The sequence below is a fragment of the Lentzea sp. HUAS TT2 genome, assembly GCF_051853195.1.
Lineage (GTDB): Bacteria > Actinomycetota > Actinomycetes > Mycobacteriales > Pseudonocardiaceae > Lentzea.
The window spans coordinates 5,229,211-5,254,989 of the sequence record NZ_CP196667.1 but is presented as its reverse complement, the minus strand read 5'-3'; the positions used below and the strand labels follow the sequence as shown (position 1 = coordinate 5,254,989).

Below are 25,779 nucleotides of genomic sequence, written 5' to 3'. Positions count from 1 at the left end.
CAGCGGTTGCTGCAGTTGCCTCGGGCGGTTGACGTCCAGGTGCTGCGCGAGCGGTACAAAGACCTCAAGCGACGTCTCGGAGACACAGTGCCGCAACTTGATCGGCTCTTGTTCACCCTGCCAGGCGCAGACACCTAGATGCCCGAACTCCACGCCGCGGCTGCTGCCGCATTGTGAAGGCCAGCCACCGGTGGCCAAGTGGGTCATCGATCATGCGAAAGTCGGTATCTGGATACTGACGGCCGCCTGATCGCTGTAGTCCTGCAGCCGAACGGTGAGCTGGATGATCCCGAACAACCGGTGGAGCAGTGGCGCAGGTGCGCGCACAAGACTGTCACCGAGCCCGGCCAGGCGTTCAGCAAACGCCGGAACATCCTGTTCTCGCAGAGTTTCCTGGCCCGCGGCGGACTCGAAACGGGCGACCTCGGCGGCCACCGTGGTCTTCTGGGACTCAAGGTCGTTGTAGCTGGTACGGAGCGCGGCCGTGAAAGGGTCATCGGGCGCGCCGTTGCGGGCCTGATGAAGGAGGTTCTGCTGCTGCCGCTCCAGCGCCGCCAGACGACGTCGCCACCACTCCTGCTCCGTCACAACGCCGTGCGCGCTGCCTCGATCACCGTCGCCTCCAGCGCATTGCAGGAGGAGGGCGAGCCCGGGGCGAAACAACTGCTCCGCGAGCAGCGACGCGGCGGCGCGCAAGATCGCCTCTTCCCGGATGTACACCGCTTCGATCCCCGGCGGATGCAGACCTGTCCGTCCTCGATTGTTGTTACGGGGCCAGCACATGTAGTAGACGAGGCCACGTCTCTGGTTGCCGAACATCCTGCGGCCGCAACTGCAGAACGCCATGCCTCGCAAGGCATACGTGCGCTTAGCCTGCGGGTGTGAGGAGGGTGTGGATCCAGTGCGTGAGCCTTGGTTGGCCTTGCTGGATGCTGCAATCTCGTCGAACATCCACTTCGGGATGAGGGGCTCGTGCGCGGGTTCGTTCGACCACACCCAATGGCTCGGCGGGTTGGTCTTCCTCTGCTTGGATCGCGTCGCCCGGCGGTTGAACACCTGGTAGCCGGTGTACTTCGGGTTGGACAGGATGGCGCAGACGCTGGACTTGCACCAGGTGCCGCGGGCACGGTCTTTGTTCGGAGGCTCCGGCGGCGGGTAGGCGGCGAGGTCTGCGTTGAGCCGGTCGGCGATGGCCCCGTAGCCGAGTCCTTCGTAGTGCCGCCACGTCGCGATCTGCGTGACCGTCGCCGCTCGCGTGCCGTCTGGCTCGAGTCGGGTCTTGGTGAGACCCTTCTCCGCTTTGGCGGGGTTGGGGTGGCGGTAGGTCTTGTCCTTGTAGCCGTAGAGCGGTTTGCCGATGTTCCAGCCCTCGCGGACGTGCGTGCACAGCCCGCCCCAGGACTGCTCCAGGGTGTTGAGCACCTCGTACTCGGCCACGGCCTGATTGATCCGGCGTTGCAGGACCAGCTGAGCTCTGCCGCCGTCGAGCTTGATCGGCTCGTTCCAGGCGAATAAGGGCACTCCGCTCTTGTCCAGCACGCGCTCGACCGACAAGCCCTCATACATCCGGCGTGCGACACGTGCGGTGGACTCGCAGATCACCACATCAAAACGCCGGCTGGAGTGCTGCGACTCGTCGAGAAGATCGGCGATCCCCCCATCACGTGCAATCGGGATGTCGAACTTCTCGTAGCCGGTGCCCTGACCGCGTTGATCGAGCTCCATGCGACCGGACTCGACGTCGTAGAAGTGGCAGACGATCACCCACGCGGCTGGAACCGCCCCACGGCAGCGATCAAGTTGCCGCATCAGCGATTGCCGCGGATCTTGCCGATCGTGAGTGGAGGTTCTACCGATCCACGCGACTCGGACTTCGCCGAACAGCAAGGACAACGGCATCCCGAACGGCGACACCGCCAGGTCCGACAATCCGGACGCCCCAGGACCCACCGGCACCGAGCATTCTCGGCCCGACGTAGCACCGAGTGGCAACATCAGCGCGGTGCCACTAGAGGTGTCCGCCGGGTTGCGCGACATCGTCATACTTGCCGCTCCGCGCCGCCGTCGGCCTGAGCCTGCTGCTCTGCCCAATGAAGCAACTCGCGTACCACCGCGGTGAGCTCCAGACGCCGACGCTCACCCTCGACGCCACCAATCCGGTTTACCTGACTGGAGAACAGGTACCGGCCGCCCGTGCGCGAGCCCTCCCAAAGATAGGACCAGGCCCCACCTATGCTCTCGACGTCAGCACGATCTCCTTCGCCACAACCAAGTTCGCGCTCGGGGATCAAGTCCAGCTGCACACCTAAGTGCTCATCCATACGTGGGGGTTTCCTTGCCGCGAGCCCGCTGCGCGGCAGCAGATCTCACAAGATCATGACATGGCGGTGGATTTGACGAGACAAGGCTCTTGACGATCTTCCTCAAGAGCATCTGCCACTAAGCATCCACTCTGACCGTGTGGTGAACGCCGTCCAGCCAGAGGGTGTGTGACAACCGGGCGAGAAACTACCGCAAGGAGCCTCTTGTCCGGCCATGCTCACAGAGTTCGCCACTCGATCGAGGGAACATGCGTCAAGGATCAGACGGCCTGTCCTTGATCATTTGGGTATGCGGATAGCCCACTCGCCGGCAAGCCGACGGCGAGTTGATCAGCGATAGCGTTCTCGCTCTTTCCAGGCGGCGTAGCGATCCAGTTCGTCACGCAGATCCTTGTGAAAGTCGCCGCGTAGGTTCTCTAGCGTTGGCGCCAGACCAGGAGCCGCCGACCTCAACAGGGCCGACAGTGGCCAACTGAGAACTTGGCCGTGCCAGCCGCAGTAGACCGCCACCGTGTCGAACCGAAAGGTGTCAAACCGGTCGAGCAGTACATAGCCGAGCAGTTGCCGCAGCCACGCGGCGACATTCTCCTGAGAGGGTTCAACGGCGAGCTTGACGTCGACCAACGTGCGGCCAACAACCAAGTCAGCTACGCCGTACCCGTTCGCCATTTCAGGCGCAACGATCACCCTGTCCCCCAACGAGAGCAAGCCTTGGCGGCCGCGGTCCAGGTGGACAGCCCAACACTGGTGCAGCGCCTCGAGGATCCCGGAATTGCCTTCGAGTTCCTCTTCCTGCATCACAGCGGTGGCAAACAGCGCGCGGCGCTCGTCCACTGTGCGCTTGGTTCCCCAGCTATGCATGGGCTGTCTGAACGAGTCGAGGTGCAGGCAGGCTGCCAAGGAAGCTCGCTGTCCCTCGTCCAGGCCTATCGGGTGGCGAGTACGTACCCAATGGCGTAGGACAGGATCCGTTGTTCCGCTCCCTGGCAGTACGCCGACCGGCGTGTGCTCGAATCCGGCGGTGGCGAGTAACGCCGCACAACGATCGACAGGGAGGTACGACAGTTCCTGCAGCCGCGGAGGCGCATCGGCCAGGTCGAGACCGATGCGGAGTTCCAGTGCCCACCCGATGCTGTCACGTCCGATGGGTTGTACGGAGGCGTCGTTCCGCTTCGTGGTGGCCAATGCCTCGACCCACGCTTCAACCACCGGGCCCCTGTTCGGCAGGTGCTCATCCAGGAACCGTGACAGGAGCGTTCCGGAGTACTTGGCCTGCTCTTGAATGCCCACGACAACGCTCCCTCATGATCACTCTGACCGAGTTCACGATCCCCGGCAAAGGCTCGGAGTGTCTACTGGCTAATTTCACCATCGCGGCAGGGCGAGGGGACTCGCACGTCAGGCACGCAGGCGTCGGCGATGCTGGCTCCGAGTTGGTCACATGGCTGAGCCCTCACACCGGCTACCGGACTGGGTATCGCTGACCGTGGCCTAGATTCCAGTCGATTCGGTAGACCTCGTGCCAGCGCTCTCGCTCTTCTCACCCGTCTCAATGGAGGCGTAACGCCTCCGTTGAAGCTCATCGCGTTCAGCGTCCGGGATCGTCATCGACTCGGAGAGCACGGCGGCGAGCGCGGCCATTTGAGCGCTGTCGACGTCGGCGTGGAAGCGCCACCGGATGTTCTCGTCGCGTGTGATGAGGTCGATCACCGCGTGTGAATCACTGCCCGGTGTGGTTGGTGCTCGAACGTAGCGCACCTGGTCGATCGGGATGTCCTGGTAGATCTCGGCCTGCTCGAGGAAAGTGTTCGTCGTGGCCAGGATGATGCGTCGATCCGTGACGGCGACCAGTGTCCTGTCCGCGGTCTTGTCCATCGCTGCCGCCAACATCCCTATCGCTCCGCCGACGAGTGCGGAAATGGGACCGTCGTCGTCGAGCTGCTCGGGGAAGCCGAGGGCACGCAGAGTTTCACCGTCGTCGAAGAGCCACCGCAGAATGCGAAGGTACGGCTCTGAGTCCAGCGGCTCGGGTCCGCAGATTACGTCGGGGACCTCGAGCGGAGGGACCGGCGGTTGGAGAGAGTCGGCAAGAGGTTCGATCGCCTCCAGAAGCCTGGCGGAAATTTCGCGGGCTGCCTTCACGTCCTTCCGCTTCCCCGACAGCAGCCATGCGTCCGGGTCGCGAAGCTCAGCGGTGATCCGAAGCTCACGAACCAGCGCGTCTACGAGGCTCCTCATCTCGGCGAGGGTCGAGTCGAACTCCACGCGGGTGTCGCGGGCGATCACCTCGGCGTACTGCGCCTCGGCGGCATCTTCACGCCCGGCGGCCCTCGCCCTCGCGGCGCGAAGCGCGCGATACCCCGTCCACGCGTTGAGGGAGGACAGCAGGCCGTAGACGTCGAACGCGATCACCTCGGCGTTGGTCTGCAGGTACTCGCGGTGGCTGCGCGCGTCGGCCCGATCGATCCGCTTGACGTGGTCGAGGACGTTTCCCTGGTAGAGCGCGAGCTGCTTCCGCAGCAACGCTCCGCTGCCCGCGACGTCCTCCCACAACGACGTCGGAGCCGACTCGATCTCTCGGGCCTGGTCGACCGCACGATCAACGGCGGCAACGAGCCCTGTCAGTTCGGCCCACTGATCCTTGCGGATGGCGGTGAGGACCTGGTTTGTCACCGCGAGGTTGGTCCTGACGAGGCCCGAGACCTCGTTCAGCATCATCTGCAACGCGACCATGGCCAGTGCCGGCCCAACCGAGGCCGCGATCGGCGCCTTGCTCACCGCAGTCACGGGATAGAAGCGGGCCTGATGCAGGATGCCGCCGGGACCCATCACCGCTCCGAGGTTCCCGCCGTCCTTGACGGCGAGCGTCGCGCCGCTCTTCAGCAGGGCATGTGCCGTGTCGCCGATCCTGTAGAGCCCCTGCACGCTGGCGAACGCGTTCCCGAGATTGCCGGCCACGGTCGCCGCGTTCCCGACCGAGGCAAGGATCGCTGAGATCTGCTTGCGGTCGGCCGCCGGCACGATCCCGAAGTCGATCAGATCGGGCTTCAGTTCCGGCGGGACCTCACCGGCGACGACAGCCACCCCTGGAAGCACCTCCACCAGGACCGTCGACGTCGTCGAATCGGTGCCTGAGTCGGACGTCGAATCGTTCGCAACAGGCGAGTTGGCGGCATCTCTCCGGCCGTTCTCCTCCGGCTCGGCGATCTCCATCGAGTCCGAACGGTCCTGCATGCGATCTTCTCCCCACAGGCGCGCAACGGCCGTACCTCGTCGGCGTTGACCGCCGAAGTCTACGGCTCAATGCCTTCGGACAACCCGAATCCACCGGGTTGAGTCCCGAGCCGGCTCATGACACGAGCGGGCGAGCGATTGGCGAGTCGCTGGCTGCATTACTCCAGTTGCGGATTGACGCTGCCGCGGGGCGGGGTCCTCGCGCTTGAGATCACGCAACTTCACCAGTGCCGGGTCGAAGTCTTCGTCCGCTTCCCTGGGATCGCGAGCGCCTGTGCGAAGCGCGGAAGGCTTCATCAAAGCGTCGTAGGTCGTAGTAGGGCGCTTGTTCGTTGCCATAGTTGTCAGATCCAAGCCGAGCGCGCGAGCTGGTTGACCTGGGCGAGCAGATCACGGGGCGTGGCATCGAGGTCCAGCGGGTACTCGGTGATCGTGATGCCGGTGTTGCGGATCGCCCGCGGCGCCGGACCGCCGATGCCGCTCGCATAGACCAGCCAAGCACGATCGACCTGCAGTGCGGTGCAGTACGCAAGCACCTGATAGACGTCGGCATTTGGGTAGCCGCCGGAGCGACCTTCGAGCTTGTACTTGGCGTCCACCACGAACCGGGGCTTGTCGTCCACCAGGTGCACCACGTCGATCCGCAGTTTGATAGCGCCGCCGGTATCGAGGGTGGCCGGGTACTGACTGTGGGTGCGTCCCGGATCGGCGCGCCAAGCCTCGCACAGTGCGGTGGTCACGAAGTCCTCGAAGACCTGCTCCATGTTGACCACGAACGCGGCGATGGCCAGACCGTCCTCGCCGACCTCGAACGACAGGGTGTTCAGCACCAGATCCGCGATGCGCAGTGCCGGGTGGTAACGGGCGTTGAGCCGGTGCGGACGCCACCGTGGCGGCGGAGCGCCCGTACGCAGCGTTGACGCACCGTCTAGGCGGTTGTCCAGGTGACGCAAGCGAGTGCGCAGCGCTTGGGGAACGCGAGGGACGCGACACATCCGCCGGACCGCCGCGCGCAGCAGACGATTCTCGGCGATGTCCACTGTGTACTCGTCGTGGGTGATCTCCAAGGGCATCATCCGCCCTGGGCGGCGGGCTATCTGGTCGGCGACACGGACGCGGCCGCGCAACACGCTGCTGGTCGTCTGATCGGTCGTGTAACCCTGCAGCACCCCGCCAGCCAGTGCGCGTTCGGCGTTGCGGCACAGGGTTTCCGCGACGATCGGCCACAGTCCGTCAGATTGGATGCCATCGACGTCCCCAGGGAGGAAGCCGGGGTTGGCCGCATAGCCCAGCAGGAACAGCAAGCGCTGGATGCTCACTTTGGGCGTGACCACCACGTCGAGGCCGTGCGCGTGCACGGCGCCAACCTGCTTCATCTTGGGGGTGATCGTGTACGGACCGGTGCCGCGGATCGTGACCAGCTTGCTGTCGCGCAGGTATGTGGCTTGTGCCGCGGTGAGCAGCACAGTCGAGCCTGCGGAGGCGTTCTCCTTCAGAACGATCACTGCATACCGCGGATGACGTCGAGACCGAACCTCTCGTGCACGTTCTGCCGACTCAACGTCTCGTAGTAGTGCTCCTCCAAGAGCGGCAGAATCGACTGCTCCCACACCAGCTCGAGCCCGCGGTCGGCATCCGGCTTCATCAGGTACGAAGGGCCGATCTTGAACTCACGGTCCGAGCCGATCGCGCTGTTCAGCTTGGCGAGGAGCTCGGCCCGGTCGTCGGTCTTGGCATTCGCCGCTGCCCACCGTGCCAGCAGGTCGCGGACCGGTGGGTGGTCGGGGTGCAGCTCGAAGAACGCGAATCGCCGCCGCATGGCGGCATCCACCAGCGCGATCGAGCGGTCGGCGGTGTTCATCGTGCCTATGACGAACACGTTCGGGGGCAGCTTGAACCGGTCGCCTGGGGAGTACTGCAGGTCGATCGTCGCGTCGCGGTACTCCAGCAGGAAGTACAGTTCCCCGAACACCTTCGACAGGTTGGCGCGGTTGATCTCATCGATGATCAGGACGTACGGACGGCCCTTGTCGGCCTCGGCGGCCGCGGCAAGCCGGCGCAGCGGACCGGGTACCAGTTCGAAGCTGACGGTCTCGCCACGCGAGCGCGGACGGAAGCCCTCGAAGAAGTCTTCGTAGGCGTACGACGGGTGGAACTGCACCAAGCGAATCGCCGTCGGGATAGTGATGTGGCGGGCCAGTTTCCGCGCGAGATACGTCTTCCCGGTCCCTGGCGGGCCGTAGAGGACGATCTGCTTGCGGTCCTGCAACGCCGACACGACCTTCTGCAACCACTCCTGATCGAAGTGCAACGAGCCAGCGAACGCGCTAGTCACCGCGCGCAGCGAGAGCTCGCCGACCGACTGCACCTCCTCGGGCGCGTCGGAAGCGCCGGCGAGGCTGGTGAGCGCAGCGAATGCTCCCGTGATGTCCACCACCGCGCCCTGTTGCTCGAACTCCCTGGCCAGGTCCACTGGCAGGGCATGGACACTCGCGACGCTCTGCGGCGACCAGGAAATCGCACGGCACAGGTTCCCACCGATGCGCTCTGGTTCACCCGTGACCACGCCGGTGTAGACGTGGTCATCGGCGATCCCTGCCACGAGGTCATCGACCTTCATCGTGGACAGGAAGTGGAAGTAATCGGTCGCCAGCGCCCGGCGCTGCGCGTAATCGAGGTGCTGGTACCCCTCCTCGACCGCCGCGTCGAGTTGTTCGCGGTCGACCGAGGGATCCAGGTCGCCCAGGTGATCAGCGGCGATCGAAATGCGTTCGGCCTGGCCAATGTCGGGATCGCGCACGAGCCAGGCTCGGGAGGAATCGTCGGTGTGCTTGCGCTTCTGCTTGCGCCACTTCGGTTCCCACTCATCGCTGTAGTAGTGAACACGCTCACCACCTGCTTGCTCTCGATGCGCGCGGTAGATCGCGAAGAGATCGCGGTCAACAGCGACGGCGTCGGTGCCGGTCCGGCCGCCGATCTCCGATTCGAAGGCGTTGCGAATCGCGACCTTGTCCGCCTGGCGGGCAATCGGCAGAAACGTGTCCGGAAACGCCAGGTACAGCAACGAGTTCCGAATCGCCAGCTGGCCGGTGTCCTGGCGGTCAACAAACTCCCGGAACGTCCACGGCTCCCCCAGGGCGGTCTGCCGATCGGATGGGCTGAGCTCGTGCCACTGCTCGACGAACGACAGCAACCAGCCGAGCTGTTGCCAGATCTGAACGTTGAATCCCACGCCACCGTGAAACACGCCTGGCCCCTCGAGGCCCAGGCTGATGTCTTCGGGCACCACAGCAGGCGGTTCCTTCCACGACAACACCGTGGTGACCCTGCCTGTCTTCACCGCCCCGCTGAGATTCCCCAACGGCAGGGCGTGCAGCGCGAGCAACTCCGCCATCAGCAGCACGACTTCGCGCTCCGCGCCGGCCAACTGCTCACGCAGCTTCTTCAGGAACGTCCCACGCCCGGCATCAGCGTTGTCGACAATCCGCCTTCGGAGCTCTGCGACCACCAGGGCGTCCCAGGCGAGCACCTCCGGCTCGATCGCCGACCTGCTCTCACCCAGGCCGGCATCGATAATCCTCCGGGCAGGCGCCTCGATACGACGCAAGCCCCACCGGTGTTCGTCAAACTCGTAAGTCACGACCCGCCTATCGCGTCGTTTCGCTGGGCGGTTACGCCCAGCGCCAAACGGTCCAACGAGGCGCTCTCGTGCCATGCCGCACACCCGTCGAGCAGCACGGCTCCAGCCACCTGCAGTCCGCGCACCACAGTGATTGACCAGAGCTGCACTGATTCATCCTTCGGGTGCGGTGGTGCCGCCGATGGGCGGAACTTGGCCGGTGACGGCCAAGGCGCCCGCTCAACACAACGATCTTGCGCAATCATGCGAGATGACCGCGAGCATGGACCCGCACCTGGAAGGAGGAGCTGGCAGGTGGACATCGGTGAGGAGTGGGCGTACCGCGCCAGGCAACTGGACGAGGTGACCAAGGTACGGATCATGCGCGTCGGCACGAACCGGCCACCACGGGTCCTCATCAGGTTCATGGAGGACCGGTTCGAAGGTCGTGAGGAGTGGGTGTCACCCGCTCGGCTGAAGACCACATGGGACAAGGTCGATGAATGGGTAGCAAACGATCAACGGTGGACAGCCATCCGGGACGCGTCGTGGCGCAACCGTGAGGATCCCGAGCTGCGCGCTGCGGAGATGGTCCTCGAGGTGGAGAACCTGCCACTGGACTGCATCTCGACCGGCTACAACCGCGACAACGGGATTCTTTTCATCAATGACGTAGCCGAACTATCACGAGTTCTGGGTTTGGATCCGACCGAACTGACATCCGATCCCACCGCTTTCGAGAACGACGACGGGACATGGGTGGTCCCATTCGCCACCACGCTGGTAGTCGCCAAGCAGGCGGCTTCAGTCTTCGCCGACGAAGTGCTGACGGAGGTCGAAGAGGCCGAGACGAAGGCTCGTCAGGAAGCGATCCACGGCAGCTACTACCGCAGCAGTCGAGACGACGGCTATATCGAGCCGGAGATCTGTATCGAGGTGGACAAGATGTACGCGCCTGCGCGGCAGCTGGTCCGAGGCTGGTGCGGCCACGAGGCAGCGGAACGACTCACCGAGCTTGTCGCACTACGTGCTGAGGTGTTCCGGCTTGGCAAGCTTGTCGAACGAGCGATCACGGAACTCGGCAAGTGGGATCGCGCAACAGCCGACGGACTGGAGAGGGAGCTGGGCTTCCCCATCGAAACCTTGCGTCACAGCCGTCGACGTGATCACCACTGACGGTCTGGACCGTACGGGCTCCAGCGACCGAGGTAGGGTTTCAAGTCCTGCGGCCGGGGATCGGGAATTTCCGGAAGCCGCAGGCCTTCACAGGTGGGATCAATTCGATCAGCGTAGCTCTTGGCCCACAGAATCCATTCGGCAAGTTCATCCTGCATTTTGCCTTCAGCGGCGCGTGAGTCCTCTAAAGAAGTGCAGTACGCACGGATCTTCGCTGCCCGGTCCCACAGGTCGACTTGTTCGGCAATGGCCTTGATCTTGAAGTCCTCGACGAATCGGGCCCTGGCCTGAACCATCGCGGATTCCCACTGCTGCTGTCGGCGGACCTTGTCGTTGGCGAGGGCAATGCGACGCTCGTCGTCGAACTGAGCTCGTCCTTCCAGCTCGGACAGGATGTCGCTGAGCTTGTCCTCCAGCGACCAGCGCTCTCGGTCGCCCCAACGACGCCGACGGCCGTTGTAGGAGTAGTCGTGCGGAAGCTCGAGGCTCAGTCGTCCGGTTCCCGCCCATCTCTTCTCTGGCTGTACGCGCTGCCAGGAGTAGGTCTTGTTCTGCGCAAGCTCTTCCGGACTCGGCAGGTGATCGACAAGCTTGTATTCTTCGTCCATCGTAAGGGTGAACTGCGACTCGCGAATCAACATCACAAATCCGGACTCGCCGTCACCCAGATCAGCGTCGTGGCCGCGCCTGGTCCACTCCGCGATGAGTGACTGGATGATCCGCAGGGCGCGATCGAGGCTTTCCTTGGACACGTGCAGGTGTTCCGGTTTGCGCTGGAGTCGCGCGACAACCTGGTGTGGTTGATCGAGAGAGTCGACGACCTCGACCCGCAGCCTGTCCTTCCAGTACTTGGCGTCGGGGTGCTGTCCTTCGACGAGCTCGATGATCAGGTCACCGTCGTCTCTGCCGTGGTGCCGCAGATGCATCCCGGTCGGCACCAAGTCAGACTGCTTGGCGGCGTGAATCGCTCGTCTCAACGCGGCGCGGGTGTCGCGGTCGGGCTTGACGATGTGCAGGCGGCTGTCCTTGTGAAGGCGGGACAGGAGCTCCTCGACTGAGATTTCGACAGCCTTCGCCTGCGGACGAACCGGCTTCTGTGGTTGGTCCGCAGGACGCGATCGCACAGGCTTCGTCTTGACATCACTGCTACGACCGGGTCGATCCGGGTGATGACCGTGTTCCAGGTAGAAACGTCCCGCGTCGGTGATCTGGGCGGTCCACACGCCGTCGACCCGTGGCGTGGTCACCAGTCCCCTGTCCCGTAGCGCATAGATCGTCCGGGCCAGGCTCGAGTCGCTGGCGCTGACTTCATCGTCGGGGTTTCCAACACGCCGGAGAGCATCGAGCTGCCGCTCGGTCAGAGGATCCCAACGTCGCAAGAGCCACCTCCTCGAGCTTGATCTCCGCAGTCGCATTGTCCTGAATTGCCGCGAGCTCTCACGACGCGCTACAGGTGCTGACCGCCTGATCTCGATGTCGTGCTTCGAGCGCCCCCGTTCACAGCGCGCTATTCGACGTAGCATCGAGAACGGATCTCACACACCTGACGAGGCCGGGGCCGGCGCCTCAGCAGCTACCGCGCTCAACGCCGCGGCGACCGCGTCCGCGGAGTTGCGTGCCAGGTCGCATCCCAGATCGTGCGCCGCACGCAAGGACCTCGTGAACTCCGCGAGTCGGCGGAACGCGGCGCCGTACTTCTCTTGTTGTTCAACCGGCAAGAGGAGAATCCGAACCTTGCGGGGGTCGATGCGGCCGCCGGAACCCGTCGAACTCGTCGAAGCCACGGCCTGACGCCCGCCTTCGGTACTGGACAGGTAGCCAGCCAGGTACCAGGGATTCAGGATGTCGGTCTCCGTGCGAATCAGGTGAATGCCGACATCGAGATATGCCCCAGCGTCGGCTTCTGTGGCTACTCGCGCGATCGGCGTCCTCGCGAATGTCGGTACGAGAACGTCACCTTCTCGGATCGGTGGGTTCTCGAGAATGTCGTCGGGCATGGTCCCGGTTCGCGACGGAGCACGACCAAGCGAGATGTCGCTGCTGGTGAGGTAGCGGGCCGTGCCTGCGGTGCTCAACAGCGTGCTGGTCGACAGTGGACGACGAAGCAGGACGACACCAGACTTCGCCAACTCGTTCAGGGTTACGGTCCGCTGTCCCTTCGCCCCTGGGGCGGGAAGCTCTGGCATGGACGGAACCGCTTGTTGAAGGACACGAAGCGCATCCTCGAAGGCCGCGCGTGTCGAGTTCAGCGAGGTTGTCGACGTGGCGCTGCGCACCGGCAACGGCAGGTAACGGCGCGGGGTCGGGTCGGTCTCCTCGTCCAGAATCGACATGACGGGCACGGCCTTGGCGACACCCGGTCGCTCGGCGAACTTGTCTGGCGCCGAGGTGAAGTCCGACCAGATACCGGTGACCAGTGCGCGGATCTGCTCAGCCTGCCCAGGCTCGGCGCGATGATCACGCGCGACCTCGCTCGTGTCGACAAGCAGCAGCTGGTCAGGCACCGACGCACCGGCCATCGGACGCTCCAGCAGCCAGATCTGGAGGGACAGCGCGTAGTGCGCGGCGAACCCTGGCGGGAGTGAGATCACCGCTCTGAGCGCACCCCGTTTCACCAGCGCATCCCGGATTCGTCGACCTGAGCGGCGGACGGCCACGCCTGGAGGAAGAAGCAGAACGACGCGCGAACCTGGAGCCGCGTACGCCAGCGCTCGCTGCACCCAGGCGAGTTCGGACTCCATCCGCGGCGGGAACCCGTACTCCCAGTCAGGTCCGTCTTCAAGTTCCTCGTACGACCAGTTGCGCTCGGCGAACGGAGGGTGCCCGAGGACAGCAGCAGCTCGTCCGCGCCGGAAAACCGGATGTACCAACGAGTTCTGCGAGTGAATGTCAAAGGCGACCGGGCGACCGGGCGAGTCCACGTTGCGGAACGCCAGACGAACCGCGGCAACCATGGCAATAGCGGGGTTCACGTCCTGTCCTTGCACCCGGCGACACCCGTGTTCGGCAGCGGAGAGCAGGAACGTGCCACTCCCGCAGGCCGGATCGACCACCGTGCCAGAGATGTCTCCCGCCAAGGTCATCATGAGATCAGCGAGTTCGCGGGGAGTCGCGGCGAACCCGGTTCGAGACCCTTGGCCGAGGAAGCGGTCGCAGAGTTGATGGAACGTGGCCGTGGCACCATCCGCCTTCGCGGCCTCCGCCGTCGAAGCGAGCAGACTGAGGTGTCGTACCCCCAGGTCGTACTGAAGTGACAGGAGTAGCTCGCCCGGTCCCCCCGCGGCGGCACCAGGTGCCTCGGTGAAGGTGTGTTCCGCCCGTGCCATGAGCTGGGTGAACCCGGACTTGTCGTGCGGAATCTCCTGGGCGGGATGCTGCCGCAGGTGAAACAGCAGAAGTCCCGCGAGCGCCAAGGCGGCTTCGCCAGCCATGACGTCACGCGCGGACTCGAATGCCTGCCACAGCTTCTCCGCGGGGGTGACGGAGCTGGTCTTCCCCTGCTTCGTAAGCCACGACTCGACCTCAGCGAGATCGAAGCGCGGACTGCGATCCGTGCCGCCGACCGGTTCCGGGAAGTCACCGTGCCGCTTGCGCCAGTTGCTCACAGCGGTCGGCTTCACATCGGCGATGCGGGCGATGTCCGCAGCGGTCACCTCCACTCGTCCGGCCGTCATGCCACACCCCTCACCTGTCTTCTACGTGCGAAAACACCTTATCAATCACGTCGTACGGCCACCATAACAGGATCGACCTACCTCTACTCACAGTCCATGGTTGGCACTATTCACAGACTTCTCTGTTACAGTTCACACGCTCCCTCCGATACAGGGAGTCGCAGACAGTGCGGATCAAGACTGGGAGAGCCTCGTGACCGACTCCTGGCCGATGCCGGCCGGACTGAAGGGCAACCCTTGGCCGCTGCGCATCAGCGCCTCGCTGGCCGGGCAGGCGGAGGGGACCTGCCCGGCCTACACCGCCGTCAAGACACGGCCTGCCGTCTCGACGAAGGTCCGCCCTCGGCACCCCAGGGCCCGTCTCGAGGACTTCCCGCTCGCACGGGTCCAGAAGGTGCTCGACATGATCGAGTTCAAGGGAGTCTCGTTCGAGACCGCACTCCAGGACGTCGAACGGTGCGCACCCCCGCTCCATGAAATGCAGCGGAGCTTCGTCCGAGGCGCGGTGCGGTCGTACCTGGGCAACGAACGCCCGCACGACGCGCCCGCGGTCGTTCCGTGCGGACCCGAATGGGCAGTTCGCGCCACGAAGGACAACCGTCCCTGGGAATTCACCTCCTGGGGGCGCCGCTACCACAACCCGTCCGCAGGACTCCGCGAGTTCCGCTTCCTGACACTCGGTCGCGCCGGGGAACGAGAACGTCCGGAGGCTCAGATCGCGCATGCCGCTCACGTCGCGGCATCCGGAGAACCAGCAGAGCGGCCGGAGTGGAACAACCTGCCCTACAAGTTGCTCGGCGCGGAGACCGTGAACTGGGTTCGCGTCGCCGAGGTCGGCTTGGTGGACGGCTCGTACAAGGTGCTGTTCGAGGGCACCCCGGAGGAAGCACGCGCACGCTTCTCCGAAGACGCGGCACCCCGAATCACGAGTCTGGTCCGGGGCGGACGTCCCCGTCCTGGAGCCTCGTGCCTGAAGTGCAAGCTCTTGACCTCGTGCGGCGCGTTGGCCAAGGCTCCTGGCCTCCTCGGTGTCCCCGCGCGGCGTTCGCCCTGGCCGCTGCGGAAGGTGTCGATGAGCGACCTCCGCTACTACCGCGACTGCCCCGCGATGGCCTTCGCCTACACCAGCCGCCTGCCTCGGACCGGCGAGTACAGCCTTGAAGCCCAGCTCGGCAAGGCGGTGCACCTGTGGCTGGAGACCAACCACCGTCTCCGCGCCGGGGAGTGCAACGCCTACGACATGCCGATGGCGCATCAGTCCTGGGGAACAGCTCCCAACGTCATGACCGGGGAATGGGCCGGCATCGGTTCCCAGATGCTCGGGCGACACCTGGACGTCTGCCCCTACAACGCGGGGCCGATCACCGATGTGTCGTTTGAACCAGAGCTGGCCTTTCACGACACGGCTGCGAATGTCGTCGTCATCGCCAAACCCGACGTGCTCTTCCGTGACAACGGTGCCGTCGTGTGGCGGGAGACCAAGACGACCCAGCGCGAGGACCGCTACCACGACGATCCGCTCGACGCCCACCCTCAGCTGGCGCTGGCCATCGTGCTGCTGGCGGACGGCCACCTGGGAGGAGAACCGACCGGAGCGCGTGTCGAGCTGGAGACCTTGCGGCCCGGCAGCGCGAACCTCGAGTGCATCGAACCGTTCCACGAACCGGAGCGGGTCGCCAAGGCACGTCAGGTGCTGCACGACCTCGCCGAGCCGTGGCGCAGCGACGAGATCTTCACCGCCCGGCCGACCGGCAGGGTGTGTGGCACGTGCCCGGTTTCGCAGTGGTGTTCCAGCGCGATCGGCGGTCACCGTGGCCGGTGACACGCCCACGACCGGACTGTCCTATTTCGACGGTGAGCCGCTGGTGCGGCTTCTCGCCACAGCGTTCGTCAGGCTGTCGCAGCTGCGCACAGCTGGCGATCCCGTGTACCCGGACGCAGTGCAGAACGCGTACAACCACGTGGTGCTGCACTGCGTTCGGCGCGGGGTCCCACCGCCGAGCAGCGTCCCGGAGCTGGCGCGCTGGGGCGCCGAACGCCCTCTCTCCCAGTGGCCCTTCACGCTACCGGCGGACCTGGACGCGGGAGAGCGCCTGCTGGTGGACGCGGAAACCGGCAGCCCGACCCAGGAGTGCCTGGAGTGGGCTGTCTCCGCACCCGACCCCGCGGCCGAGCGTTTCGAGAACGACATGATGTGCGAGGTGCTCACGCTGTGCCGGGCCGCACAGGCGCCAGAGGCGTACACCGCGTTCCGCAGGCTGTTGATCGAACGGCCGACGCTGACGTCGACCGAGCTCGCGTTGCTCGGGGCCGACCTCGATCTCGGCCTGCTTCACGACACGATCAAGCGGTCGTACGCACCCATCACCGCCGCGTATGTCCGTGACGGCAAGGTCTCCGTGTGCGCCGGCTGCAACTGCCTGCTCATGCCGGTCGGTCCTGACCGGTACGTCTGCCAGCTCGATCGGTGCCGTCGCCGACCGGTCCGGATCGCCAGTGTTGTCGACCCGGTCGCAGGTGGTGGCGTCTATCAGCTCAGCAGACCGCTGCGGACGTTCATCACCGGACCGGGACTCGCCGAAACCGAGCTGGAGATCGAGCTGCGTGCGCTGGGACTGACGCCCGAGATGTGGCCGAACTTCGACGCCTACGACCTGGGTCTGCGTTTCCCGGACGGGCGCGTGTGGGCGATCGACGTGAAAGACCGCGCCAACCCCGCGCTACTCGGCCGGTCCACGACGCCACTACGGCCTACCCCTCCATACGACCGAGGTCTGCTGGTGGTTCCGCACTACCGCTTCGCCGAACGCGACGGATACCGGGAGGTGTTCCTCCAGCACCTTCCAGGGGAGTCGTCAGGTCGCGTGTCGCTACTGACGGACCGCGAACTTGTTCGAGAAGCGAAGGCCCTGTTGCGCCGAATCACGAAGGGAGCCAAGGATGCGTGACCGCAGTGGCTGGCACAGCGCCTTGGCGTCAGAGCTCAGGGACGCATGGCCCGGCGACCTGACGTCCTTCCGTCCGCCGGATCTGCTGGACGTCGAGCTTGGCCTGTACCTGCTCGAAACCACGATGCCGATGCGCACAGCAGCGGATGCGTGGACGCTCTTCGGGGGTTATCCGTACGGCGAGGCGTTCGGCGATGTCCGCACGGACGCACAGCGTCTGCGCCTCCGACGTGGCCGCCACTACCTGCTCCCGCTGCGACGACGCCGAGAGTGGCTGCTCGCCATCAGTTCCTACCTCCGTGTGCCACAAGCACTGCGCGGCTACGACCTCACGTCAGCCGATGACGTTCCGGTGCGACGGGTGCCGTCTCGGGCACCGCGACGATTCGACCGCTACGAACGGCTCCTGAGCAGTCCGCCATCGTTCGCGCGACAGAAGCTTCCTGTGGCAGGCCAGGGCGAATACTGGTTCCCGGTCCGCGACCGGCGGCATGCGGTGACCTTCACCAGTGACCTGTTCCCCGCTCCCGCGCCACGGGCCCACGACCTGGATTCTTTGCCCACTGGCAAAGGCAAGCCCATCGAGGTCACCTGGACCGAACTTGAGCAGGCCGCCGAACGCATGGACCAGATCGAGGCCGGACTCGACTACACCAAGCCGAACCACTGGGCCGCCCGGCTCGCACGGGTGAGTCTGCTGGTGCGAGACAACGAGCGGTCGAAGTTCGACCAAAGTGGACTGTTGCGCATCGATGGCCTCCTCAACCTAGTGGGCATGGTCGGGGCCGGAAAGAGCACGCTCCGCGACATCCTCGCGTTCTGGGCGGCCACCACCAAACAGTTGCGCATCACCATCGTGGTCGGCGACGTCGCCGAGACGCTGAACGTCGTCAATCTCTTCGACCGGCTGGGGGTGCGAGCCGCACCCGTGCTCGGGCGATCCACTTTGGAACGGCACATCCAGCGACTGCACCGGCGGGTGACCACCGCAGGCGAGCCGACCATGCTGACCCACGACCACCCAGGCTTCAGGCAGGTCAACAGCGCCTGCCCGCTGGACGCGCTACGCGGTCTCGACGCCGACAAGGCCCTGCGGATCGGTCAGGCGCCGTGTATCAGCCTGTACCCGGTTGCCAAACCTGCGACACCGTCACCGGCTTCACTGCTCACCGAAGAGCAACAACCGGAACGCGTTCCCGCGGAACGGCCGAAGCGGCACATATGTCCATTGTGGACTCGCTGCCCACGTCATCATGGAGCAAGAGAACTCGTTGACGCTCAGGTGTGGGTGGCGACCCCGGCGAGCCTCGTACATACGGCGATCCCGCAACCACTGCACGAGCAAAAGTTGCGCTACCTGGAACTCGCCTGCCGGATGAGTGACCTGGTGGTGGTGGACGAGGCCGACCGGGTGCAGATGCAGCTCGACACCGCCTTCGCCCCGGCGACCACACTCGTCGGGCGCTCCCCGAACTCGTGGCTGGACGAGGTCGCCGGCCACAAGCTGACCGAACTGGCCAGGCAGGGACGGCTGCAGCTCTCCGCGCAGGACGTCGACGACTGGACGAACGCCGTCAACACGGTCACCGCCGCCACCGACCGCCTGTACGCCCTGCTGATCCAGGACGCGGCGCTGCGTTCCTGGATCACCCAGGACTACTTCAGCGCGCTCACCCTGCACCAGTGGCTGATCAACACATGGTTTCCGGACCTGCGGGAGACGAACCCAAGCCCCACCCCGGACGGTGCCACGACCGCGGACCGCACCGCGGCACGGGACCGCATCGACCGGATCCTCGACCGTTTCCGCGACGACCCGTTGCAGCGCCAAACGCCTCCGGACAACGAGTTGGTGAACGAACTGGTCGACCTCACGCTCGGTCTGCTGCACGCACCACATGGATCAGGCCCACGGACTCGGGTGCGATCTGTTCTGCTGGACCTCGTCGCAAACGATCCGGCCATCGCGGCGGAGCTCGATGTGCACGCACCACGCTTCGAACTCACTCTCGTACTGGCGGCGTTGCATCACCGGCTGAACTTCATGACGGACCTGTGGCAACGCGTCGAGGCAGCGCTCAACCTCGACTCGACCTCGAACGTGCTGTCCCGACGTCCACCACGCGACTTCGAACCGGTGATTCCCGAGTCCCCGATGGGCAACGTTCTCGGCTTCCAGTTCCAGCTCGACGAACGCCGCAAGGACGGCGAGCAGAGCGGCGAGCTTCGTTTCTTCCGGTGCAGTGGTGTCGGCCGGGAACTGCTGCTTGATCTACCGCACATGACCGCGGTCGATGGCAGGCCAGGACCACACGTGCTGCTGATGTCGGCCACCAGCTGGGCTGGGACATCCAGCCGCTATCACGTTCACGCGGAGGTCGGAGCCGTACTACGCCCTCACGACGAAGAGGTCGACGCCATCCTGCGAACCCAGTTCCGCAAGGAGTTCCTGTACTGGCCGGACAGCACGAACCCCGTCCGGCTGTCCGGCTGCGACCCCGACAAGCGCCCTCGAGCGCTGATCCAGATGTTGCACCAGCTCGCCGAGCCGGATCGCAGCCTGCCGGGATCACGCAGCGCGCTTGAGCTGGAGCTCGCCGAGATCGACGATCCCGACCGGCGCCGGGTCCTGCTTCTCGTCGGCAGCTACGAGGAGGCCAAGCGGGCTGCGCAGTACCTCAACTCGCTCTCTGAGTGGAGCGGGCGAGTGACCCTGCTCGTCTCCGATGACGCGGACGTCGACTCCGCGTGGACCGCATTGCCCCGCAATACGGATGTGAGGCCGCTTCGGCGCGGGGACGTCGCGACCTTCGCCCGCACAGGCGGCGAAATCCTCGTCGCGCCGCTGCTGGCTGTCGAACGCGGGCACAACATCGTGGTCCCCGGCGGCAAGGCGGCCATCGGCACCGTGTACTTCCTCGCCCGGCCACATCCACGTCCCGACGACATCTCCCTGGCCATCCAGGCGATCAACGACTGGGCGGTACGGCAGGTGCGCGGACCGGGACGGGAGTTCCACCAGGCAGCGCTCGCCGCCGGCACCCCGGACCTGGCCGCGTTGGCCTTCCGTCGCGCCGCCCGCGGGAAGTGGAACCGGTTCCTGACCCGGCGCCTGTCGTGGACCAGCCTGCCCGAGGACGAGAAGGTCGCCTTCACCTGGGACCAGCTGGTGGTGATGTGGCAGGTCATCGGCCGCTTGGTGCGCGGCGGTGTGCCCGCACGGGTGGTCTTCGTCGACGCCGCCTTCTCCCCTCGCGAGGCAGGCCTCAACGCGACCGACACCCCGGCGAGCAGCTTGCTCGCGAGCATGCGGGAGCTGCTCGCCCCGTACTTCAGCGACTCCGATTCCGTGAGTGACATCGATAAGTCACTCGTCGCCGCCCTCTACGAGCCGCTACACCGCGCGCTCGTCGAGATGGACTGAAAGGCCCAGTGTCATGGCGTACAACAACATTCAGCCGGCGGCGTTCCTCCCGGCCACTGACCAGTTCTACTCGACCCATTACGCGTTGTCGTTCCCGCGCTCCTGGCGAGAACCGATCCTGGGCCTGTACCGGAACAGGTACCCGCGGGCGAAGCAGGTACCGATCGGCAGGCTCAACCAGGTCATCGCCGCCGTCGCCCCCGACCTCATCTCCGTTGCCAAGAAGGCACCGCTCGACGACGCCCAGCCCTGGTTGTACACGAGCAATCCCTACCCGCCTGCGGTGATGATGAACTTCATCCATGCATGGTTGCGTGATCTGCACCCGAGTCCGGAAGCACACTCGCTCGTCAAGGAAACCGCGCGTGAGCTGAAAATCGGCTCGCTGGAGTGGGACCTGCTCAGCGTCGACATGCTCGAGCACACGGTGTCCGACGGGGGCACCATCAAGCCAGCCTCGCACCTGTGGCAGCTCCTGCCCGAGACCTTCGCCGCCAGGATCGCTCGACTCGCCCCGTATGAGCACTTCGGTGAGAAGCTCACCTTCCGGCAGATCGCCCAGCCCGCGGGTGCGGCAGGTGCCGAGCTCGTGTCGTGGCCCCCGCTCGACTATGCCTCCGGGCGAGGCGAGAAGAGCAAGCACTGGAAGTACTCCGCGTACATCCGGCTCTCCCTGCGCACCGTGCCGTTCTCGCCCGTACCCCGCATCAACATCAGCACCGGTGTCCGCCGGTGGGTGCGCGACAAGGTCTGGATGCCGGCACGGGGCAGCGTCTCCGTCTACATGCTCGCCGACGAGAGCTTCGTGCCCGATGGCCCCTCACCCGAACGCTTCGCGGTGGGACGGCTGGGGTGGAACCCCAAGACCGGCGGCAACGAGTGGCTGCAGGGCGGCCCGGAGGGACTGCTTCTTCGCGTGTCGGCACTCACCAACCTCCCGTCGGCGGAGCTGATGGTGAAGGGGCCCGAGACCTGGCTGGACGGGCGAGACGGCGTCACTGCGGCCGTGTTGCACCACACCATGATGACCACGCACGGCGTGCGGTCCGGGATCATGCCGAGCGAACGGCGCAGGCTCACCGAGTGGGCTGCACAGGCGCTGGAACCGGAGTTCGCAGCCAGTCCAGAACTTCGCAGGAGCCGCCTCCAGCCGCAGGTTCCGCACAAGCTGCTCCAGGACAACGCCGCGCTGAAGAAGGACGCGACAGCAGAGGAAGCAGCCGAGGTCGCGCTGCGAAACACCGAGATCGCCAAGGAGAACGCTGCCAAGCGACGTGAACTGGTCGCCTCCGCTGTGGGGCAGGGTGGTCTGAACGCGGTCCTGCTCAACCAGAGCGACATCATGCGCGACCATCTCATCCAGGCAGCGGAAACAAGTCTCGGGCTCGCGGAACACCGCACGCAGGCGGGGCCGCACGTGTGGAGCTGGGAACACCCCGAACTCACCGTGCGTCTTCATGTCCGCGCACTCGGTGCACTGGGCGACCGCCTTGGTGGAACTACGGCACCCCGCCGCGGCAAGGACTGGGACGCTGCCATCCTGGAGCGCCGCACGGCGGTGCACCACACGGTTCGCGACTGGATGCGCGACGCCACCGGCCCGGCGCCGGTCGCGTTCATCGAGCTGGAGGGACGCAAGGCCTTCAAGCGGACGGCCGATCCCAAGTACGCCATCAGGCTCGGCTGTGTCGACGCCGGCCTGGTCAGTCAGTTCCTGGAAGTGCCCGGCACCTCGAAGTCCGAAGAGGACGATGACAGCGCACCACACCGCGCGGCAGCGGCGTGGGCTGACGGCCTGAGGCAGTTGGGTATGCGGTTCCTCCCCGAACACTCGGTGGGTGAACATATTCCCGCCGACCTCAACCAGGTGGCGTTCTGGCTCGTCAAGCGACGTGTCAGTGGTGACAATCAGCACTCTCAGTTCACGCCGATCGCGGTGCTCGTTCGCAGCGGCCAAAGCTGCGTCATGGGCCGGACGCCGCAGATGCAGGAGTGGGTTCCCTACCCGGAACTACTCAAGAACCTCACCGGCCAGATCCGGCCCGACGACCTCAACTCCCGGGATCGGCAGGAGGAGGTCACGGCGCAGTTCATCCAACAAACGCTGTACAAGCTGCGCGGTGAACCTACGCTCGTACTCTCACACGCGCAGAACACCAGGGAACGGTGGCCGTGGCTGACGAACAGCGGTCTGGTCCCGGACAAGATCCGTCTAGGCAAGGGACCGTTGCAACGACTCGCGTCGCAGGGCAGGCAGCTGCGGATCGTGCGGATCGCGGGCAGCGCCCGCAACGAGACTCCGCAGTGGTGGGCGCCAGATGGGAACAGCGCTGGTATCTCGAAGGGGCTGTGGGCCCCTGAGGACGAACAGGGGCGGGTGTTCTACAGCACCAGTGACAAGGCGAGCCAGCACAAGGTTGGCCGTGACGTCAGCAAGTTCACCGAACACCGCAACGGCGACGGACCGTCCCAGCGCAGGCCCAACAAGCCGGCGTGGAACCCCGAGCTACTGGAACTGGCGATGGTCGCCCTGCAACCGGGTGATGAAGCCGAGCAGTGGGCGATGTTCCTGCACCAGCAACGCTTCGCCGACGATTACACCGACGCGCTCGGCCTTCCACTGGTACTCCACCTCGCATCGCTCACCCACACCTACGCGCTCCCGCACGAGGACCCGGAACAGGCCGAACCAGGTGCCGCCACGATCGGCGACACCCCGGAGCAGCTGGAGCTGGACTGGGACGACACCGCCGAGTGATCAGTCCTCTATGGATGGTTGAGGCAGGTCTGGAACACGGGTGACGTAGACGTGTCCAGCCTGCCGCAACCATCCCAGCTCGGTGAGGGCACGGCGCAGCCGCCATGTCCAGGCCCTACTTGTCCGGTAGCGGTCGCAGATCACTGTCAGCGACGGCATCGGCAGACCAGCCCCTTGATCGCGGATCGCGTGGAGCACGACCACCGCTACCTCGTCCAGATAGGACTGCCGGTCCGGCGCATCGACGTGCGGCGGTCGTCTCGGCGGCTGGGGCAGCCACAGCTCGGCCGGTCTGCCGGCCTTCCACATCGACGGCACCTCCAGGTGCCACAGCCCGACGTCGCAGCGGCGGATCGCCAACGCGGTAAGTGCGCGCCGCCCCACCCGATGCAGCTCGCCCATGGCGTGCCTCTTGTTCTCCCAGCCGAGCTCACCGCACAGCGCGCACAACGTCGCACTGGCGTATCCCATACGCCGCAAAGGGAACCTACTTCTCGACGGTCCGCTGTTGCCAGCACAACGGGCTGGTGCAGTACCGCCATCCCGTCAGCGGCGGCGAGTCCTCCGGGAGTGGGATGGCAGCGGCGCCGCAGGCCGCGAAGACCACAACGACGGGTGGCACGCAGACCGCGAGCGAGCTGTAGTCGAGGGTGTGGATGATCCGCTGGAAGTAGCCAGCGGCGGCCTGGTCGACGTACCAGACCAACCCGTGCTGGTGACGGGCCGGCAACGTCATGACGACGCCCGTGGATACCTGATCTTCGCGCGCAGGGTGACGTTCTCAGTGCCGCCGTTGCCGTCCGTCTGCATGCCGCACAGATCGAAGCCGTCCTCCAGTTCCGTGCCGACCAGCTCATACTCGCCGGGAACGTCGTTGTCGGCCCGGTTGCGCGCGGGCCGCGTGCCGAAGTTGAGCGCGATCCCGTTGTGCAGGTCGACCGGGAACGAGGTGTCGTGCCACCTGCCGTCGTACGGCAGCACAGTGCCGCCCCTCGCGCCGCTGTGACCACACTGCGGGCCAGCGGTGATGATCAGGCGAGTACCAGGCCTGGGACGCCCGTGGCGACCGAAGTCGTGGGTCGCCCAGTACTCCTCCGAGTCCGTCCACAGCGGGCGCGCCGCACGGCGAGGCTCTGGCTGACTTGGCACGACCTGCCTCGCCCGGTCGCGAACTGGCGATGCCACGCTCACCGGGACACCCCCACGACGCGCGCACGCTGTCGCGGACGGCTGGAGCTGCTATTGGAGGACATCGGCGTCTCCACGTGGTGCGGCTGGAGCAGCAGGCCCCGGCCGCGGTCGGGGTCAACGACCGGGGCCGCTGCATGGATCGACCGAGGCAGCGGCACTCCACGAGGAGGTCCGAGCACCAAAAGCCCTGGTCTACGACGCCCCAGTTGCAATCGGAGAGTTAGCATCGACGCGCCGTTGTCCATAACATAAGCGCTCATAACATAAGCAAGCAATGGCCACATCGGGTGAGCCTGGGATGATCTCCACTACCGACGGTGTTCCGAACCTTGAGAGGACGGCGACGTGGAAGCGTTCCTCAGCCGCGAAGTCGCGCGTGAGCTGATCCGCTACCAGCTCATTCACTGCCGGCTGCTGGCGAACAAGTCGCAGAAGGAAGCGGGCGCAGCAGTCGGCCTGAGCCAGCCTCACTACGCACAGTTCGAGAGCGATCAGCGCAACCAACGCCGCCCGGACCAGGACAAACTCGAGCAATTGCTGCGCTACTTCGGCGTCGCCGACCGGATCCCGATCCTCTCCGAGGTGCTGGAGATCGCCCGATCGAGCAAGCCGGGCGGCAAACACGTCATCGGTCCAATGATCAACGACGTGCCACTGTACTTCGCGCTGGAGCACTATGCGGCAAGCCTCGACGCGTACGAGCCGAACGTGATCAACGGTCTGCTCCAGACACCCGCTTACGCTCGCGTGCTCGTCGAATACTCCGCCACCCTGACGCCGGGGTTTGAGCCTGACAAGGCACTGGACCTGCGTATGGAGCGCCAGGACATACTGCTCAACCGCAAGCCGACACCTCTGACATTGACGATGTTCGTCGAGGAAGCGGTACTCAACCGGCGAACTGGTGACACCGACGTGATGCTCGGTCAGCTACGCCACCTGCTCACCCTCGAACGCCGTCGCAACATCAGGATCCGGGTTGTTCCCCAGTCGCATGACCTCAGCCCGACGGGGCGGCGTCCGCTCAGCATGCTGCGGTTCACGGACGACTGGCGAGTCGGCTACACCGAGACCCCTCTCTCCGCGTACTACTACGACACACCTGCGGCCATCGAGCAGTGCGGGACCATCATGGGACATCTGCATCACCTGGCACTCGATGCAGACGATTCACGGCGGCTCATTGGCGCCATCGTCCACAGGTTGGAGTCTGAGAAATGATCACTAACTGGCGCAAGCCTTCCCGCAGTGAGGGGAACGGCGCGTGCGTCGAACTCGGGTACGACACCACGTCATGCGGCGTACGCGACAGCAAGAACGCAGCAGGCCCCGTACTGCTGTTCCAAGGCCGGGCCTCGATCCTCGCCCTGGTCGCCGCAGCGAAGACGGCCCAGTTCACCTCGTCACGCTGACACGACATACGCAGCGCCCCGG

The 25,779-nt window shown here is 65.4% G+C and carries 18 protein-coding genes; 7 read left to right on the top strand and 11 right to left on the bottom strand.

The annotated features are described in order from the left end of the window. Positions 1-210: 210 nt before the first annotated feature. The 6 genes from ACSHWB_RS26295 to ACSHWB_RS26270 all read right to left on the bottom strand — a co-directional run bounded on the left by ACSHWB_RS26295 (position 211) and on the right by ACSHWB_RS26270 (position 9,195). On the bottom strand, positions 211-2,043 hold the full coding sequence (locus ACSHWB_RS26295; RefSeq protein WP_439655943.1) for a recombinase family protein: 1,833 nt from the start codon (positions 2,041-2,043) through the stop codon (positions 211-213). After that, the gene (locus ACSHWB_RS26290) at positions 2,040-2,321 is read right to left on the bottom strand and encodes a hypothetical protein (protein ID WP_439655942.1); all 282 of its coding nucleotides are present in this window, start codon (positions 2,319-2,321) and stop codon (positions 2,040-2,042) included. The genes ACSHWB_RS26295 and ACSHWB_RS26290 overlap by 4 nt, the downstream gene beginning before the upstream one ends. Before the next feature lie 330 nt (positions 2,322-2,651). Continuing rightward, the gene (locus ACSHWB_RS26285) at positions 2,652-3,611 is read right to left on the bottom strand and encodes a hypothetical protein (RefSeq protein ID WP_439655941.1); all 960 of its coding nucleotides are present in this window, start codon (positions 3,609-3,611) and stop codon (positions 2,652-2,654) included. Positions 3,612-3,812: 201 nt separating this feature from the next. Further along, entirely contained in the window at positions 3,813-5,534 is a 1,722-nt protein-coding gene (locus tag ACSHWB_RS26280; protein WP_439655940.1) for a hypothetical protein, read from the bottom strand. Positions 5,535-5,899: 365 nt separating this feature from the next. After that, positions 5,900-7,060 carry an McrC family protein gene (locus tag ACSHWB_RS26275; protein WP_439655939.1) on the bottom strand — a complete coding sequence of 387 codons (1,161 nt, stop codon included), beginning with the start codon at positions 7,058-7,060 and terminating at the stop codon, positions 5,900-5,902. Next, complete coding sequence (locus tag ACSHWB_RS26270) at positions 7,057-9,195, bottom strand: McrB family protein (protein ID WP_439655938.1); 2,139 nt, start codon at positions 9,193-9,195, stop codon at positions 7,057-7,059. Before ACSHWB_RS26270 ends, ACSHWB_RS26275 begins: the two co-directional genes overlap by 4 nt. Before the next feature lie 294 nt (positions 9,196-9,489). On the opposite strand from ACSHWB_RS26270, the gene ACSHWB_RS26265 reads away from it, so the two are divergent. After that, complete coding sequence (locus ACSHWB_RS26265; protein ID WP_439655937.1) at positions 9,490-10,350, top strand: hypothetical protein; 861 nt, start codon at positions 9,490-9,492, stop codon at positions 10,348-10,350. Here the strand turns inward: ACSHWB_RS26265 and ACSHWB_RS26260 are convergent. Continuing rightward, positions 10,341-11,729, bottom strand: a complete 1,389-nt coding sequence (locus tag ACSHWB_RS26260) for a hypothetical protein (protein WP_439655936.1) — start codon at positions 11,727-11,729, stop codon at positions 10,341-10,343. The two genes, ACSHWB_RS26265 and ACSHWB_RS26260, sit on opposite strands and share 10 nt — an antisense overlap. Positions 11,730-11,885: 156 nt before the next feature. Further along, positions 11,886-14,003 carry an N-6 DNA methylase gene (locus tag ACSHWB_RS26255; protein WP_439655935.1) on the bottom strand — a complete coding sequence of 706 codons (2,118 nt, stop codon included), beginning with the start codon at positions 14,001-14,003 and terminating at the stop codon, positions 11,886-11,888. 214 nt (positions 14,004-14,217) lie between these two features. Between ACSHWB_RS26255 and ACSHWB_RS26250 the strand changes: the two genes are divergently transcribed. The 4 genes from ACSHWB_RS26250 to ACSHWB_RS26235 are packed head-to-tail and all read left to right on the top strand — an operon-like array spanning position 14,218 to position 23,154. Further along, the gene (locus ACSHWB_RS26250; protein WP_439655934.1) at positions 14,218-15,846 is read left to right on the top strand and encodes a PD-(D/E)XK nuclease family protein; all 1,629 of its coding nucleotides are present in this window, start codon (positions 14,218-14,220) and stop codon (positions 15,844-15,846) included. Next, positions 15,836-16,972 (top strand): hypothetical protein, encoded by a 1,137-nt coding sequence (locus tag ACSHWB_RS26245; protein ID WP_439655933.1) that lies wholly within the window; start codon positions 15,836-15,838, stop codon positions 16,970-16,972. The genes ACSHWB_RS26250 and ACSHWB_RS26245 overlap by 11 nt, the downstream gene beginning before the upstream one ends. Continuing rightward, positions 16,965-20,396 (top strand): hypothetical protein, encoded by a 3,432-nt coding sequence (locus ACSHWB_RS26240; RefSeq protein WP_439655932.1) that lies wholly within the window; start codon positions 16,965-16,967, stop codon positions 20,394-20,396. Before ACSHWB_RS26245 ends, ACSHWB_RS26240 begins: the two co-directional genes overlap by 8 nt. Positions 20,397-20,409: 13 nt before the next feature. Beyond that, positions 20,410-23,154 (top strand): pPIWI_RE module domain-containing protein, encoded by a 2,745-nt coding sequence (locus ACSHWB_RS26235; RefSeq protein ID WP_439655931.1) that lies wholly within the window; start codon positions 20,410-20,412, stop codon positions 23,152-23,154. Here ACSHWB_RS26235 and ACSHWB_RS26230 read toward each other — a convergent pair whose 3' ends face one another. The 3 genes from ACSHWB_RS26230 to ACSHWB_RS26220 are packed head-to-tail and all read right to left on the bottom strand — an operon-like array spanning position 23,155 to position 24,303. Next, on the bottom strand, positions 23,155-23,625 hold the full coding sequence (locus ACSHWB_RS26230; RefSeq protein ID WP_439655930.1) for a hypothetical protein: 471 nt from the start codon (positions 23,623-23,625) through the stop codon (positions 23,155-23,157). A 16-nt stretch (positions 23,626-23,641) separates the two neighbouring features. After that, entirely contained in the window at positions 23,642-23,890 is a 249-nt protein-coding gene (locus ACSHWB_RS26225; RefSeq protein ID WP_439655929.1) for a hypothetical protein, read from the bottom strand. Next, positions 23,887-24,303 (bottom strand): hypothetical protein, encoded by a 417-nt coding sequence (locus tag ACSHWB_RS26220; RefSeq protein WP_439655928.1) that lies wholly within the window; start codon positions 24,301-24,303, stop codon positions 23,887-23,889. The genes ACSHWB_RS26225 and ACSHWB_RS26220 overlap by 4 nt, the downstream gene beginning before the upstream one ends. Positions 24,304-24,690: 387 nt before the next feature. Here ACSHWB_RS26220 and ACSHWB_RS26215 point away from each other — a divergent pair, with 387 nt between their 5' ends. Both ACSHWB_RS26215 and ACSHWB_RS26210 read left to right on the top strand, forming a co-directional pair. After that, complete coding sequence (locus ACSHWB_RS26215; RefSeq protein WP_439655927.1) at positions 24,691-25,566, top strand: helix-turn-helix domain-containing protein; 876 nt, start codon at positions 24,691-24,693, stop codon at positions 25,564-25,566. Continuing rightward, complete coding sequence (locus ACSHWB_RS26210; protein WP_439655926.1) at positions 25,563-25,757, top strand: DUF397 domain-containing protein; 195 nt, start codon at positions 25,563-25,565, stop codon at positions 25,755-25,757. Before ACSHWB_RS26215 ends, ACSHWB_RS26210 begins: the two co-directional genes overlap by 4 nt. Positions 25,758-25,779 lie beyond the last annotated feature (22 nt).